The 14,897-nt window shown below is 61.3% G+C and carries 13 protein-coding genes; all 13 read right to left on the bottom strand.

Annotation, left to right across the window (positions count from 1 at the left end; genetic code table 11):
- Positions 1 to 101 precede the first annotated feature (101 nt).
- Positions 102 to 1,583, bottom strand: coding sequence for a mannitol dehydrogenase family protein (locus tag HX805_RS25450; protein WP_177117390.1), 1,482 nt, complete (start codon positions 1,581 to 1,583; stop codon positions 102 to 104).
- A gap of 18 nt (positions 1,584 to 1,601) precedes the next feature.
- Complete coding sequence (locus tag HX805_RS25445) at positions 1,602 to 2,705, bottom strand: ABC transporter ATP-binding protein (protein ID WP_003215310.1); 1,104 nt, start codon at positions 2,703 to 2,705, stop codon at positions 1,602 to 1,604.
- A 37-nt stretch (positions 2,706 to 2,742) separates the two neighbouring features.
- A complete protein-coding gene (locus HX805_RS25440) occupies positions 2,743 to 3,573 on the bottom strand; it encodes a carbohydrate ABC transporter permease (protein WP_003215312.1) in 831 nt (276 codons plus the stop codon).
- 10 nt (positions 3,574 to 3,583) lie between these two features.
- The gene (locus tag HX805_RS25435; RefSeq protein ID WP_003215314.1) at positions 3,584 to 4,510 is read right to left on the bottom strand and encodes a carbohydrate ABC transporter permease; all 927 of its coding nucleotides are present in this window, start codon (positions 4,508 to 4,510) and stop codon (positions 3,584 to 3,586) included.
- A gap of 178 nt (positions 4,511 to 4,688) precedes the next feature.
- On the bottom strand, positions 4,689 to 5,999 hold the full coding sequence (locus HX805_RS25430) for a sugar ABC transporter substrate-binding protein (RefSeq protein WP_003215317.1): 1,311 nt from the start codon (positions 5,997 to 5,999) through the stop codon (positions 4,689 to 4,691).
- 336 nt (positions 6,000 to 6,335) lie between these two features.
- Positions 6,336 to 7,241, bottom strand: a complete 906-nt coding sequence (locus HX805_RS25425) for an AraC family transcriptional regulator (RefSeq protein ID WP_003215319.1) — start codon at positions 7,239 to 7,241, stop codon at positions 6,336 to 6,338.
- Positions 7,242 to 7,312: 71 nt separating this feature from the next.
- A complete protein-coding gene (locus HX805_RS25420; protein WP_177117389.1) occupies positions 7,313 to 8,596 on the bottom strand; it encodes a glycosyltransferase in 1,284 nt (427 codons plus the stop codon).
- A 71-nt stretch (positions 8,597 to 8,667) separates the two neighbouring features.
- Positions 8,668 to 9,750, bottom strand: coding sequence for a nucleoside hydrolase (locus HX805_RS25415; RefSeq protein ID WP_008436139.1), 1,083 nt, complete (start codon positions 9,748 to 9,750; stop codon positions 8,668 to 8,670).
- 27 nt (positions 9,751 to 9,777) lie between these two features.
- Positions 9,778 to 11,088 (bottom strand): MFS transporter, encoded by a 1,311-nt coding sequence (locus tag HX805_RS25410; RefSeq protein ID WP_008436141.1) that lies wholly within the window; start codon positions 11,086 to 11,088, stop codon positions 9,778 to 9,780.
- Positions 11,089 to 11,311: 223 nt separating this feature from the next.
- On the bottom strand, positions 11,312 to 11,944 hold the full coding sequence (locus tag HX805_RS25405; RefSeq protein WP_003215327.1) for an N-carbamoylsarcosine amidohydrolase: 633 nt from the start codon (positions 11,942 to 11,944) through the stop codon (positions 11,312 to 11,314).
- Between the two features lie 139 nt (positions 11,945 to 12,083).
- Complete coding sequence (locus HX805_RS25400) at positions 12,084 to 12,836, bottom strand: hypothetical protein (RefSeq protein WP_003215329.1); 753 nt, start codon at positions 12,834 to 12,836, stop codon at positions 12,084 to 12,086.
- A gap of 11 nt (positions 12,837 to 12,847) precedes the next feature.
- The gene (locus tag HX805_RS25395; RefSeq protein WP_177117388.1) at positions 12,848 to 13,657 is read right to left on the bottom strand and encodes an alpha/beta fold hydrolase; all 810 of its coding nucleotides are present in this window, start codon (positions 13,655 to 13,657) and stop codon (positions 12,848 to 12,850) included.
- On the bottom strand, positions 13,654 to 14,787 hold the full coding sequence (locus tag HX805_RS25390) for an FAD-dependent monooxygenase (RefSeq protein ID WP_003215332.1): 1,134 nt from the start codon (positions 14,785 to 14,787) through the stop codon (positions 13,654 to 13,656). Before HX805_RS25390 ends, HX805_RS25395 begins: the two co-directional genes overlap by 4 nt.
- Between the last annotated feature and the right edge of the window lie 110 nt (positions 14,788 to 14,897).

Raw genomic sequence — 14,897 nt, 5'->3', positions numbered from 1 at the left:
GAGCGGGCTTGCTCGCGAATAGGGTGTGTCAGTTATGCAAATATTGACTGATCCACCGCTTTCGCGAGCAAGCCCGCTCCCACATTTTTGATTCGGTTCCGTCAGTTGAGATTGGCGAGCAGCCGCTCCAGCGTTTTGCTCACACCCACATCCTGCAGGCTCTCGAAACACCGCTCAAACGCTGCCACAAACTCGGGCGAGTTGGGAATAGCCGTACCAAAAATCTCTTCCACCCCCAGCAGCCGCTTGCTGATCAACGCATCTTCCGTCACCAGCCCCTGGCAAAACTCGGCGCGAGGGTCTGGAATGCGGTAGATCACCCCATTCTCATCCACGCCTTTCAAGTACAACGCCCAGGCCGCCACCACCAGCGCAGCACGCTCGGTCTCGCGACCATCGGCAATCAGGCGGTTGATGGTCGGTACGGTGAACTTGGGAAACTTCGACGAACCATCGGAACACACGCGCTCCAGCTGGTCGGCAATCGCCTGGTTGGAAAAGCGGTCCACCAGGGTCTGCTTGTATTCGGTCAGGTCGATACCCGGAACCGGCGCCAGGTTGGGCGTGACGTCCAGGTCCATGTAGGCGCGCATGTAGGCCACGAACAACGGGTCGTTCATGGTCTCGTGGACGAAGCGATAGCCCTTCAGGAAGCCCAGGTACGTCAATGCCAGGTGGCTGCCGTTGAGCAGGCCGATCTTCATCTCTTCATACGGTGTCACGTCGTCGGTGAACTGCACGCCCACCGTCTCCCACGCCGGGCGGCCGTTGACGAACTTGTCTTCCAGCACCCATTGCACAAACGGCTCGCAGACCACCGGCCAGGCGTCGTCGATGCCGTGATCGTCATGCAGTTGCAGGCGGTGCGCGGTGCTGGTCATTGGCGTGATGCGGTCGACCATCGCATTCGGAAAGCTCACGTTGGCCTTGATCCACTCGTGCAGGCCAGCGTCATGCAGCGCGGCGAAGGCCAGCAACGCCTTGCGAGTCACGGCGCCGTTGTGGGGCAGGTTATCGCAGGACATCACGGTAAATGCCGGCACCCCGGCGGCCCGGCGCTGGGTCAACGCCGCGCAGATAAACCCGAACACGGTTTTCGGCGAGCCCGGGTTGGCCAGGTCATGCTGGATCTGCGGCAGGTGGGCCATGAACTCGCCGTTGCTGTCGTCGATGCAGTAGCCGCCTTCGGTGATGGTCAGCGAGACGATGCGAATCTGCGGGCTGGCCAGCTTGTCGATCAACGCCTGGGCGCCGTCTTCGGCCAGCAGCATGTCGCTGATGGAGCCGATCACGCGCACTTCGGTATCGTCGGTGTCGCCCAGTTCATACAGGGTGAACAGGTAGTCCTGGCCGGCCAGGTCGTCCCGCGCCTTGCGGTCCTCGCTGCGCAGGCCCACACCACAAATGCTCCAGTCCAGGCCTGTGCCGGTATTCATCAAGGCATCGGTGTAATACGCCTGGTGGGCGCGGTGGAACCCGCCAACGCCGATGTGCGCGATGCCCTGGCTGGTATTGGCAATCGCATAGGCCGGCAGTTGCACTTCGGGCGCCAGTTGCGTGAGGTTTTGCTTGTTCAGTTTCATCGGGAAATTCTCGCGAAATCAGGCGGCGGCGCGCAGTGGGCGGGCCACGGCAACACCCTCAGCGTCGAACAGATGGCATTGGGTCGGGTCCAGGTACAGCTGCAGGGTCTCGCCATACTGGCTGGCCATGTCGCCACGGATCCGCAGGGTCAACGGCTCCTTGCTGGCGGTAATCACGTGGCAGAAGGTGTCGCTGCCGAGGCGCTCGCCGACGTCGGCGGTGACGGTCAGGGTGGCTTGCCCCGGCGCGGCGATTTCCAGGTGCTCCGGGCGAATGCCCAGGGTCACGGCGCTGCCGACGCTCAAGGTCGCGCTGCTCAGGGGCAGGCTGATGCGGCCGCCGGCGTCCAGTTCGACTTCGCAGCTCTGTGGGTCAACGCGAGTGACCTTGCCCTTGAGGAAACCCATTTTCGGCGTGCCCAAAAAGCCTGCCACAAACAGGTTGGCCGGCTGGTGATACAGCTCCAGCGGCGAGCCCACCTGTTCCACGCGGCCGCTGTTGAGTACGACAACCTTGTCGGCCAGGGTCATGGCTTCGACCTGGTCGTGGGTCACGTAGATCATCGTGGCTTGCAGCTCTTTATGCAGGCGCGACAGCTCCAGGCGCATCTGCACCCGCAGGGCGGCATCGAGGTTGGACAGGGGTTCGTCGAACAGGAAGATCTTCGGGTTACGCACAATCGCACGGCCAATGGCGACACGCTGGCGCTGGCCGCCGGACAACTGCTTTGGCTTGCGCTCAAGCAAAGGGCCCAGCTCCAGGATACGTGCTGCTTCGTTGACCTTGCTCTCGACAATCTTCTTGTCGACGCCGGCCAGGTCCAGGGCAAACGACATGTTCTTGCGCACGCTCATGTGCGGGTACAGGGCGTAGGTCTGGAACACCATTGCCAGGTCGCGCTTGGCCGGGGTGACCTCGGTGATGTCGCGGCCATCCAGTTCGATGGTGCCTTCGGTGACTTCTTCCAGGCCCGCAATCAAGCGCAGCAGGGTGGATTTGCCGCAGCCCGACGGGCCGACGAACACCACGAATTCCTTGTCGTTCACTTCAAGGTCGATGCCCTTGATGATGGAGAAACCTTCGAAGCCTTTTTGCAGATTCTTGATTTTCAGGTTGGCCATGATGGGCCTCCGCTTCTAAATATTTTTGAAGGAGCCGTTACTTCACGGCGCCGAAGGACAGACCGCGGACCAGCTGTTTCTGGCTGATCCAGCCAAAGATCAGGATCGGCGCACAGGCCAGGGTCGACACGGCAGATAATTTGGCCCAGAACAAGCCTTCGGGGCTGGAGTAGGAGGCGATCAATGCAGTGAGCGGCGCGGCGTTGGACGAGGTCAGGTTCAGCGACCAGAACGCCTCGTTCCAGCACAGGATCAGCGACAGCAGCACCGTGGAGGCCAGGCCGCCCTTGGCGATCGGCAGCAGCACCCGGACCATTTCCTGCCACAGGGTGGCGCCGTCCAGGCGGGCGGCTTCGAGGATGTCCTTGGGGATGTCCTTGAAGTAGGTGTAAACCATCCAGACCACGATCGGCAGGTTGATCAGGGTGTAGATGATGATCAGCGCAATGCGCGTATCCAGCAGGCCGAAGCTCTTGGCCAGCAGGTAGATCGGCATCAGTACGCCCACCGGCGGCAACATCTTGGTGGAGAGCATCCACAGCAGCGTGCCCTTGGTGCGCTTGGTCTCGTAGAACGCCATGGAGTAGGCGGCCGGGACCGAGATCAGCAGGCACAGGGCGGTGGCGCTGAAGGAAATCAGCACCGAGTTCCAGGCGTAGCTGAAGTAGTTGCTGCGCTCGTTGATGTGCAGGTAATTCTCCAGCGTCGGCGTGAAGATGAACTGCGGCGGCGTGGCGAACGCGTCGATTTCGGTCTTGAAGCTGGTCAGCACCATCCAGAAGATCGGGAAGAAAATCAGGATCGCGATGGCCCAGGCCAGGGTGCCGAGCAGTACGCTTTGCAGGCGGCGGGATTGTTGAAGCGTCATGGCGCGGCCCTCAAGGCTTGTCAGTCAGGTTTTTGCCGATCATCCGCACCAGGATGATCGCCGCGATATTGGCGATGACCACGGCAATCAAGCCGCCGGCCGAGGCCATGCCCACGTCGAACTGCACCAGCGCCTGGTTGTAGATCAGGTAGGCGAGGTTGGTCGAGGCGTAGCCGGGGCCACCGTTGGTGGTGGTGAAGATTTCGGCGAACACCGAGAGCAGGAAGATCGTTTCGATCATCACCACCACGGCAATCGGACGTGCCAGGTGCGGCAGGGTCAGGTGCCAGAAGATCGCGATGGCGCCGGCACCGTCGAGGCGGGCGGCTTCCTTCTGTTCCTGGTCGAGGGACTGCATGGCGGTCATCAGCAGCAGGATCGCGAAGGGCAGCCACTGCCAGGACACGATGATAATGATCGACAGCAACGGGTAGTGGGCCAGCCAGTCCACCGGCTGGGCGCCGAACAGCTTCCACACGTAGGCGAGGATCCCCGACACCGGATGGAAAATCAGGTTCTTCCAGATCAGCGCACCAACGGTGGGCATGATGAAGAACGGTGAAATCAGCAACACCCGCACCAGGCCGCGACCAAAGAACTCGCTGGCTTCCAGCAGGGCGCTGATCAATACGCCAAACACTACGCTGATCAGCAACACGCTGCCCACCAGCAACAGGGTGTTGGTGGCGCCGGGCAGGAAGCCCGAGTCGGTGATGAAGTAGGTGAAGTTCTCCAGGCCCACGAATTGGTTTTCGCCGGGGTAGAGCAGGTTGTAGCGAATCAGCGAGAAGTACAGGGTCATGCCCAGCGGCACGATCATCCACAGCAGCAACAAGGCCACCGAGGGGCTGACGAGGAACCAGCCGGGGTTGATCAGGCGGCTTTTACGCGGCTTGTCCGGCGTAGCGGTTTGCACTTGGGCAGTGGTGGTATTCATGGTGATCAGGACCAGTCAGGTACATGCGGAATGCGGGTCGGAGTGCGGTCAAATGTGGGAGCTGGCTTGCCTGCGATGAGAGCGCCTCGGTGAAACTGACAGACCGAGTTGTCTGCATCGCGGGCAAGCCCGGCTCCTACATAAAGCGGGTTCCCACATTCAGTGTGGTGAGACCGCTTTACTTGGGATAACCGGCCCGCTTCATTTCGCGTTCGGTGAAGGTCTGTGCATCCGCCAGGGCTTTTTCGGCAGTGGAGCCACCGGTCAGTGCGCTGGAGAAGAACTTGCCGACCTGGGTACCAATCGCCTGGAATTCAGGAATGGTCACCAGCTGGATGCCCACATACGGCACCGGCTTGGCCGACGGGTCTTTCGGGTCGGCGACTTTCAGCGATTCCAGCGTCACCTTGGCAAACGGCGCGGCCTTCATGTATTCGTCGCTGTAGGTCGATTTGCGGGTACCTGGCGGTACGTTGGCAATCCCGTCGGTCTTGGCGACCAACTGGCTGTATTCCTTGGAAGTGGCCCAGGTGGTGAACACCTTGGCAGCGTCCTTGGCTTTGGAACTGGTTGGAATCCCCAGGGACCAGGAGTACAGCCACGAAGTACCTTTGTCGGTCTTCTCGTGCGGGGCAAAGGTAAAGCCGACGTGGTCAGCCACCTTGCTTTGGGTCTTGTCGGTGACGAACGAGCCGGCGACGCTGGCGTCGACCCAGATCGCACACTTGCCGCTGTTGAACAGCGCCAGGTTTTCGTTGAAACCGTTGCTGGAAGCCCCCGGCGGGCCGGATTTCTTCATGTTGTCGACGTAGAAGTTCAGCGCGTCTTTCCACTCAGGCCCGTTGAATTCCGGCTGCCACTTCTCATCGAACCAGCGTGCACCGTAGCCGTTGGCCAGGGTGGTGATCAGCGCCATGTTCTCGCCCCAACCGGCTTTGCCCCGCAGGCACAGGCCGTACTGTTCCTTGTCCTTGTTGGTGAGTTTGGCGGCGAATTCGCCGATCTGGGTCCAGGTCGGATGCTCGGGCATGGTCAGCCCGGCGTCCTTGAACAGGTCGGTGCGATAGTAGGTGATGGAGCTTTCGGCGTAGAACGGCAGGGCATACAGCGAGCCCTTGACGGAAAGACCGTCACGCACGGACGGGAAAACGTCGTCCAGGTCGTAGGAAGCAGGCAGGTCCTTCATCGGTTCCAGCCAGCCTTTGGCGCCCCAGAGTGCAGCTTCGTACATGCCGATGGTCAACACGTCGAACTGTCCGCCCTGGGTGGCGATGTCGGTGGTGAGGCGTTGGCGCAGGACGTTTTCTTCGAGTACCACCCAGTTCAGCTTGATCTCCGGATGCTCGGTCTCGAAGGTTTTCGAGAGCTTTTGCATGCGGATCATGTCGCTGTTGTTGACGGTGGCAATGGTCAGGGTTTGCGCGCCAAGACTGACGGCGCTGAGGGTCATGCAGGTGCAGGCAAGCAGAGCTTTGGCTGTGAACTTCATCGCGCACTCCATTTCTGCGCCCAGGGGCTGCAGAAGGACAGTTATTGTTGTTGTGTCTTCCACGACAGCTGGAAGAGTGTGCGTTGATTACAGCCTTCAATTGACGTGCTGACAAATCCTTGGGAGCACTTTTACTGATACTTTTTTGCACTGCAGCGGAAAATTGCTGAAACGATTCGCTGGGAGCGATCGGCTTCCTGCGTGAGCGCGATGCAAATGTGGGAGCGGGCTTGCTCGCGAAGGCGGTGAATCAGCCGACATTTGCGCTGCCTGACACACTGCATTCGCGAGCAAGCCCGCTCCCACACAAGCGGGTTCCCACAGGAACGCGCGTTTTCAGGCGAGGTTCTGCTCGGTCAGGCGCTGCACCGCCAGGCGCCGGTAGTGCGAGGGGGTCATGCCCTTGAGCTGTTGGAAGCGGCGGTTGAAATTGGAGATGTTGTTGAAGCCTGACTCGAAGCACACATCGGTCACGGCTTTGTCACCATCGGCCAGCAGCTCGCAGGACTTGCTGATACGCAGGCGGTTGACGAATTCGATGAAGGTGCGGCCGGTGGCTTGTTTGAACACGCGGGAGAAGTAGGTGGGTTTCATGCCGAGGTATTCGGCGACTTCTTCGAGGGACAATTCCCGCGCGTAGTGGGCAAAAATGTAGTCCACCGCGCGGTTGGTGCGGTCGATGCTGTGTTCATCCGCCAATTGCGGCGTGGTCACGCCGGAGAGCAACTGGTAGTCCTCGCAGGCACTCAGCACTTCCATCAGGATGAAGAAGTGCCCCAGGCGCGCCATGCCTTGGGCGTCCTCGATGCGCTGCATCAGGGTCATGGCCTGGGCGATGGTTTTCTTGCAGCGAAATTCGATGCCGTATTGCGCCCGTTCCAGCAGTGGCGCCAGGGTCTTGAGCTCGGCAAAGACATGGCTGCCGCCGTCGAACAGCTCGTCGGTGAAGTTCACCAGCATGTCGCGCTTGGGCACCACTTCGTCCTCGGCCACCTGGCTGATCCAGTTGTGGGGCAGGTTGGGGCCGGTGAGGAACAGGCTTTCCGGGTAGAAGTTGCCGATGTAGTCGCCGATAAACACCTTGCCGGAGCTGGCAACGATCAGGTGCAGCTCGTATTCCTTGTGGAAATGCCAGCGCACCAACGGGCACGGGAAGCCGTGTTGGCGATAGATGATGGACAGACCGTTGTGATCGTCCATCAGCTCGTAGGAAGGATCGGTGATTCTCGCTGCTCGGGTCATGCTGCAGTCGCTTTATTGTGGTTGCGAAAAGGATAATGCCCCCTTGCGCGCCACCTCGCCAGCGTCTGTGTCTACAGCGTACGGTTTTTCGCCTCGATCCACTGCGCCATGTACTGGGTACTTTTGTGCAGGTGGTGGCGCAGCATGCTGCCGGTGAAATTGTTCCGACGGTGCTCGGCCAACTGGCGGCGGCACTGCTCCAGGCGCTCCACCAGGGCCGGGCCGTGGAGGTCGTGGGCGTAACGGCGGGCCAGTAACTGCCGGCCATCTTCCTGGGCCTGGGTCCAGCGTGGCGGGTCTTGATACAACGCAACCGCCGCAGCAGCCAGTGCACTGGCGCTGTGTTCGACCACGCCGGGCCACGGTTCGCCCATGGCTTCGGCGCCAATCGGTGTGGTAACGCTGGGTGTGCCGCAGAGCATCGCGTCGGCCAGCTTGCCCTTGATCCCGGCACCAAAGCGCAGTGGCGCCAGGCAGATACGCGCAGCGCTCATGACCTGCAATGCATCCTCGGCCCAATTCATCACGTGGAAGCCCTGGGCCGGGTTGTGCAGCGCGGTGGCCTTGGGTGGCGTATAGGCGCCGTACACGTGGAGTTGAGCGCCGGGCAGTTGCTGGCGGATCAGCGGCCACACACTGTTCTTCATCCACAACACCGCATCCCAGTTCGGCGCATGGCGGAAATTGCCGATGCTCAGGAAGTGGGCACGGTCCTCAAAGGGGGCAAAGGCTTCGGTGGGCGGCACCAGCATCAGCGGGCACCAATGGAGCAGGGCAGCGGGCACCTTGAAGTGTTCGGTCAGCAACTGGATTTCCACATCGGAGATCATCAGGCTGATGTCGCAGCGGTAGATCGCGGCGATCTCGCGCTTGGCCAGGTCGGTATCGGCCATGTCATCGAATTCGGCGGCCAGGTCCCGGCTGAACAGCGCGTCGAAGTCATCAGCTTCGGGGTGCGCCTTCAGGAAATCCTTGAGGCGCTGGTGGCGGGCGTCCCGCAGGCTTTGCAGGTCGGATGCTTCCAGCACCCGAAGAGCATTCGGGCAGGATTTTTCCACGCGCCAGCCGAACTGTTCTTCCATCATGAAACGGTCGAACAGCACGATATCCGGAGCCAATTGCTGGATAAACGCGTCGAAACTGCTGTTATTCAACTCGATCGCGCATTCGCGAATGCCCAGGGCGGGCAGGTCGGCCTTGTGTTCGCCGGTGACCGCCGGGCTGCTGAAGGTGATGTCCCAGCCTTGGGCCAGGAAACTCTCCATAATCTGCATCATGTGCCCGCTGGCCGCCGAGGAGCGAGGCTCTGGCCAGACGTAGCCAATGACCAGGACTTTGGTGGCGGGCTGATTCATCGACAACGGATTCCTTGAAGGGCTGGGCAAAGGCGCGCAATTAAACCACAGCCCCTCAAGTTCCGGCGCACTCAGCGGAAGATGTTGACCGGCGTCGGCAGCGTCACCAACCCTACATAACCGTCCCAGAACTGCTTCTGGTCCACCGCGAAGACCACCTTGGCCTTTTGCGTGCCGACCGGCGCGCCTTTCTTGTAGCCCAGTGCCCGGCCATAGTCGGCGCCGAAGGTGGCATCCACGTCCACCCACAGCTCGCGGGATTCGGTGACGATCCCGGGGTTCACGAGAAACAGTGCCGGCAGGCTGTCCCAGGTGAAGCTGTGGTAAGCCGGGTCCTTGGCAAACAGTGGCCCGAACTCGTGCTTGTACAGGTCGGCAATCGGGCCTTTGTGTGCGATCACCCGCTCATACACCGACTTGTCGAAGGTGACTTTCTCACAGACATCGTTGGGAAAAATCACGTGTTCGATGGGCGAGCGCAACACGATCTTCGCGGCCTCCGGGTCGAACCACCAGTTGAACTCCGCCGCCGGCGTGGTGTTGCCCGGAATCTCCAGCGCGCCGCCCATGTACACGATGCGCTTGATCAGCGGCACGATGTCCGGTGCCGAGCGAATCGCCAGGGCAATGTTGGTCAGCGGGCCGACCGCCAGGATCGTTACCTCGTGGGGGTTGGCCCGTACGCTGTCGACGATGAACTGGGCGGCGGTTTCCTTGCGCAGCCTGGTGTGGGTCGCCAGGCCGTCCGGTGGCGCGACCAGTTGTGAGGCACTGGTTGGCCGCGGGTTCTTGAACGCACCCGGCCAGCCGGAACCGAACAGGGCTTTTTCCGCCTCATAGGTGGCGTAGTCATGCAGCAGCGGGTAGGCGGCGCCGGAATACACGCCGACTTCCTTTTCCACACCCATGCGTTCCACCGCCTTGAGGGCGTCGACCTGTTCCTGGTCGACCCAGGCGTTGCCGCTGACCAGGGTCATGCCCAGCAGGTCGATGCGTTTTTGCCCGTGCAGCTGGGCGAGCATGATAAAGGCCTGGCCGTCATCGTTGAGCACGTTGAAGTCGGTGTCGAAGATGACCTTTTCTGCGGCCTGCGCCGTACCGGCACACAGGCCCACGGCGACAAGCAGGGCACAGCGCTTGATGAAACCTTGCATGGAGACTCACCCGAAAAATTGTTGTTGTTAGCGGTTTACCAGCTTCGCCGGCAAGGCGATCACCAGGAAGCTGCTGAGAATCAGGCAGCCGGCAAAAAACCACAAGGCCCCTGCGCTGCTGCCGGTGACGTCAATCGCCACGCCCATCAACGAGTTGCTCACCAGGCCCGCGATGTTCGCCAGCGAGCAGGCCAGGGCAAAGCCGGTGGCCGCTGCGGTGCCTTTCAGGAAGGTCGCCGGCAGGCTGAAAAACACCGGCACCGCACCGATGATCGCCGCCGAGGCAATCGCAAACAGCGCCACGGTGGCGACCACGTTATGGGTGAAGAACGTACTGGTAGCCATCGCCGCCGCGCCGATGAAGAACGGCACGATGATGTGCCAGCGGCGTTCGCGGTGTTTGTCGGAGCTGGCGCCGATCAGCAGCATGCCCAAGAGGGCCGCCACGCTGGGCAGGGCCGTGAGGATGCCGATGTGGAAAGTGTCGGTAATCCCGGCGTTGCGGATGAATGTGGGCATCCAGAACCCCATGGCATAGGCACTGAGCAGGATCGAGAAGTCGATACCGCCGAGCATCCACACCTTGAGGTTGAAGAAGCCGTCGCGGAAGCTGTGTTTGCTGGCGGCACCGTCGGCGTCGTCCTTGCGCAGTTCGCTTTCCAGCAGGTTTTTTTCTTCCGGCGACAGCCACTTGGCTTGCTGATAGGTATTGGGCAGCGCCCAGAAGGTCCACACACCGAGCAGCACGCTGGGCACCGCTTCGATCAGAAACAGCCACTGCCAGCCGCGCAGGCCGGCCATGTTGTCGAAGTGGCCCATGATCCAGCCCGACAACGGGCCGCCGATCACGCTGGACAGCGGCAGGCCGATCATGAACAGGGCGATGATCCGCCCCCGGCGATGGGTGGGAAACCAGGTGGTCAGGTAATACAGCACGCCCGGTAGAAACCCGGCTTCGGCCGCACCCAGCAGGAACCGCAGGATGTAGAACTGGGTGGTGGAGGTGACCAGCATGGTGCAGGCCGAAAGCAGGCCCCAGGTGATCATGATGCGGGCGATCCAGATCTTCGCCCCGACCTTTTCCAGGATCAGGTTGCTGGGGACTTCGAAGATGATATAGCCGACAAAAAACAGCCCGGCACCGAGGCCGAACGCGGTTTCGCTGAAGTGCAGCTGGTCGAGCATCTGCAGTTTGGCGAAGCCGATATTGATGCGGTCCAGGTAGGCCGCGAGGTAGCAGAAACACAGGAACGGAATCAGCTTCCAGGTGATCTTGTGGTAGAGCGTGTGGACCGGATCGGCGACCGTAGTCGCGGGCGCTGCATTCGCAATGGGCATTGAGGTGTCTCCTGGCGGTGACTTATGGTTTTTATACAGCCGCTTTTTCAGCACTTCGGAGTGCTGTGAAAGCGACTTCCAAAGGCAGTGACAGAAGACTGAGGTGGCCCTGTTGGAGGTGATCAAGTGTGGGAGCGGGCTTGCTCCCACATTCGACTGCACTCCAGCGTGGGCGCTCAGTTTTTTCCGGACCACGCTCTTTGTCGTGGTTCCTGTTGACGCGTTACTGCTCCTTGAACTTGCTCATCGCCTCCTGCTTGCTCACCACGTCGCCGTACTTGCTGTCGATATCGAACAAGTTGGCTTCATGGGGCGCCGGGTGGCGGTCGCCGACGCATTCGCGCACGACGATGGTACGAAACCCGTGTTGCACCGCATCCACTGCGGTGGCCCGGATGCAGCCGCTGGTGGAACAGCCGGCGAGCACCACGGTGTCGATGCCCTGGGCGTGCAGCATCGGGGCCAGGCTGCTGCCGAAAAACGCGCTGGCGTATTGTTTGGTGATGACCACTTCATTGGCCAGGGGCAGCACTTCGGTGCAGAAGGCGGCGAGGGGGTTACCCTCGACCATGTCTTTCATCACCGGGGCCTTTTTTACCCAGATACCGCCGTCGGCGAAATGGCCCGGATGGTAGCGGATATTGGTGTGCACCACGCTGATTCCGTGACGCCTGGCGCAGGCCAGCAGCTCGACGCTTTCGGCCACGGCGATGCGCACTTCGGGGGCAAACAGTGGCGCGCCTTCGGTGGTATAGCCTTGCATGAAGTCGATCATCAGCAGGGCGGATTTTTTGCCGAAGCCGATTCGGTTACCCCAGACGCCCTGGTAGTTGGCGTCGGCGGATTGTTCGCTCATCTTTCAGTCCTCGGTAATGGACAGTGCACATAACCTTGTGGCGAGGGAGCTTGCTCCCGTTGGGCTGCGTAGCAGGCCTGTTTTTTTGGGGGCGCTTCGCACCCCAGCGGGAGCAAGCTCCATCGCCACAAAAGCGTTTTTAGTAGGCGCCGGAGAGCAGGGCGCCGGCGCCGGGGACGATGGGTTCCAGGTCCAGGGCCTTGAGCATGGCGTAGGTGGTGGCGATGGCGGCGGTGAGCACCGGCAGGCCGGTCTGGGCTTCGACCTTCGCGACCACGGGCAGCGACTGCATTTGTACGCAGGCCGACAGTACGATTACGTCGACACCTTCCAGGTTCATCCCGGCAACAATCGCCGGCAGGTTGGCCGGGTCGTGGCGGGCCACTTCGAGGTTGTCGGGGATTTCCAGGGCGCGCCAGTCCACCACTTCAAAGCCTTCTTCGCGGATGTAGTTCACCACCAGTTCGGTCAGCGGTTTCATGTACGGCGCAACAATGGCGATGCGTTTGGCGCCCATGACTTTCAGGCCTTCGATCAGGGCGCCGGCGCTGGTGATCACCGGGGCGTTGGCGTCGTTGTCGGCGGTGGCCTTGCGCAGGCGTTGCTCGGACTTGCGGTGGTAACCCAGCCCCATGGCCATGATCGCTACCAGGCAGGCGTAGCCCAGTACGTCGACCTTGGCGTCGGACAGTTCGATGGCGCAACGGTCGGACTCACCGTCCATGGCCGCCAGTTCTTCCTTGCGCACTTGCTTCATGCGCATGCGGCTGGAGTGAAAGGTGAAACGTTCCGGGCGGATCGCCTGGCGCGCGTTAAGCATCGCCGGGATCTCGGTTTCCATGGTGGTGTTGGAGCTCGGCACAATCTGGCCGATGCGATAAGGCTTGAGCATGATGGTCTCCGTTATGCAGTCAGGGGCTGGCCGAGGAAGTCGCCGAAGGCAGCGAAAAAGCCTTCAAGGTCGTCCCAGGGGATCATGTGTCCTGCATTTGGCACATGGGCGACCTGTAGGGTCGGCTGTAACTGTCGGACTTCCGCGACATCTTCGGCCTGAATTACACCGCCGCGTCCGGCAACAATCAGCAGGGCAGGAGCCTCCAGGTGCGGCAGGTCCTGATGGAAGTCGACGGTATGGAAGTCATTGAACGCACGCACGATCGCCGGCTCGTAGCAGGTGTGCAGCCATTCGGCGCGCAGTTGCAGTTGTTCGTCGGTCCAGGTGGCGCAGAAGGCGCGCATCGCCTCTGCATCCATGCCGACCTGGGATTGACGAATCGAATCGACGTACCACGGCAGTTTGCTTGGGTATTCGCGGCGACCCGGGCCGGACATCGGCGGGTCGATCAACACCATGCGGTTGACACCTTGTGGATGGCGCACCGCACTGCGTACGGCAAACCGCGCGCCCATGGAGTGGCCGACCAGGTGATAGCTGTCGAGCATCAGGGCGTCGGCAAACGCGCCAATGTCATCGGCGCAGGTGTCGGCGCTGTAGTCCAGTTCCGGTCCGGTGGACGACAGGCCGCGACCGCGCACGTCCAGCACGTAGGTGTCGAAGTGCAAACCCAGGCGTTCGGCGACAAAACCCCAGGTAATCGCCGGGCTGGTGATACCGGGAATCAGGATCAGTGCCGGGCCCTTGCCGCCGTAACGCAGGTAATGCTGGCGGATACCATTGGCCTGGACGTTGCCGCCATAGAGAAAGCTGCTCACGCCGCCACCCCCGATTTCAGTTGCTGGGCGTAGAGGTCATAGCCGTAGACCCAGTCCGGATCTTCCTGGGTGCGCAGCCAGGTGTTGGCGTTGGACACGGCCTGCACCCGGGACGCGCGTTCCTTGCGGTTGGCTTCATACAGCTCGAACGCGGTGCGGTAGTCGCCGATCCCTGTTTCCTGCAGGCAGCGCGTCAGCATCGCGGCGTCTTCGATGGCCATGCCGGCGCCCTGAGCCATATGGGGTTTCATCGGGTGGCAGGCATCGCCCAGCAATACCAGGCGACCACGGCTCCACAACGGCAGCGGGTTGCGGTTGCGCAACGGCCATTTGGTCACGCTTTCGGTGGATTCGATCAGGGCCTGGACGGTCGGGTGGTAGCCCTTGAAGGCGTCGAACATCTCCTCCCGGCTGCTGTCGACGAAGGCGCCCTGGAAGTCCCATTCCGGGTGCGGCACGCCGGTGACGTAGTAGTACTCGTCGCGCTTGCCGGTGGTGTAGTAGACCATCATGTGCCGGTCCTCGGTCCACCACTTGATGCAGTCTTCGAACTTCAGGTCGTACTTGGCCAACTGGTCGCCACGGATCAGCGCACGGTGCGCGACCCAGCCGCTGTACAGCGGTTTTTCGGCACCCAGCAGCTCTTCACGAATGCGCGAGTTGATGCCGTCGGCACCGATCACGATGTCGGCGTAGGTTACCTCGCCGTCGGCGAAAGTCAGGCGCACCTGGGTATCGGTTTCTTCAAGGGTTTCCAGGCGCTTGTTGAAGTGCAGGGTGCCGGGCTTGAGGGTGGACATCTGCAGCGCGTGCAGATCGCCGCGGTGCACGGTGATGTAGGACGCGCCGTAGCCAGTCAGGGGAATGCGTGACAGGTAGTCGCCGGTTTCACCATCGCGGCTGAACCAGTGCTCGGGGTGCGAACCCATCAGGTCCAGCTGTTTTTCGATGCCCATGCGGCGGAAGATTTTCATGATGTTGGGGCCCATGTGGATCCCGGCACCCAGGCGGGAAAACTCCGGCGCCTGCTCGTAGATGTCCACGTCGAACCCTGCCTGTTGCAGCAGGGTGGCAGCGGCGGCACCGCCAAGGCCGGCGCCGACGATTGCGATTTTTTGTGTGCTTCCCATGGGGCGTGGTCCTCTTTTTCGAATAATGGCCGGCGGCGTCTGTCCGCAAGGTTTTCAAAGTGTATACGCTCATTTTTTCAAATGAAAAGCCCACGCCTGAAAAATTGTTT

This window comes from Pseudomonas sp. G5001 (genome assembly GCF_013385475.1).
Lineage (GTDB): Bacteria > Pseudomonadota > Gammaproteobacteria > Pseudomonadales > Pseudomonadaceae > Aquipseudomonas.
Note: the sequence above shows the minus strand (reverse complement) of the source record. Positions and strands in the feature narration are given on the sequence as shown.

What these genes read in the sequence shown, in the direction of transcription:
- HX805_RS25450 (WP_177117390.1), bottom strand. Translation starts at nt 1,583, where the DNA reads ATGAAACTGAACAAGCAAAACCTCACGCAACTGGCGCCCGAAGTGCAA.
- HX805_RS25445 (WP_003215310.1), bottom strand. Translation starts at nt 2,705, where the DNA reads ATGGCCAACCTGAAAATCAAGAATCTGCAAAAAGGCTTCGAAGGTTTC.
- HX805_RS25440 (WP_003215312.1), bottom strand. Translation starts at nt 3,573, where the DNA reads ATGACGCTTCAACAATCCCGCCGCCTGCAAAGCGTACTGCTCGGCACC.
- HX805_RS25435 (WP_003215314.1), bottom strand. Translation starts at nt 4,510, where the DNA reads ATGAATACCACCACTGCCCAAGTGCAAACCGCTACGCCGGACAAGCCG.
- HX805_RS25430 (WP_003215317.1), bottom strand. Translation starts at nt 5,999, where the DNA reads ATGAAGTTCACAGCCAAAGCTCTGCTTGCCTGCACCTGCATGACCCTC.
- HX805_RS25425 (WP_003215319.1), bottom strand. Translation starts at nt 7,241, where the DNA reads ATGACCCGAGCAGCGAGAATCACCGATCCTTCCTACGAGCTGATGGAC.
- HX805_RS25420 (WP_177117389.1), bottom strand. Translation starts at nt 8,596, where the DNA reads ATGAATCAGCCCGCCACCAAAGTCCTGGTCATTGGCTACGTCTGGCCA.
- HX805_RS25415 (WP_008436139.1), bottom strand. Translation starts at nt 9,750, where the DNA reads ATGCAAGGTTTCATCAAGCGCTGTGCCCTGCTTGTCGCCGTGGGCCTG.
- HX805_RS25410 (WP_008436141.1), bottom strand. Translation starts at nt 11,088, where the DNA reads ATGCCCATTGCGAATGCAGCGCCCGCGACTACGGTCGCCGATCCGGTC.
- HX805_RS25405 (WP_003215327.1), bottom strand. Translation starts at nt 11,944, where the DNA reads ATGAGCGAACAATCCGCCGACGCCAACTACCAGGGCGTCTGGGGTAAC.
- HX805_RS25400 (WP_003215329.1), bottom strand. Translation starts at nt 12,836, where the DNA reads ATGCTCAAGCCTTATCGCATCGGCCAGATTGTGCCGAGCTCCAACACC.
- HX805_RS25390 (WP_003215332.1), bottom strand. Translation starts at nt 14,787, where the DNA reads ATGGGAAGCACACAAAAAATCGCAATCGTCGGCGCCGGCCTTGGCGGT.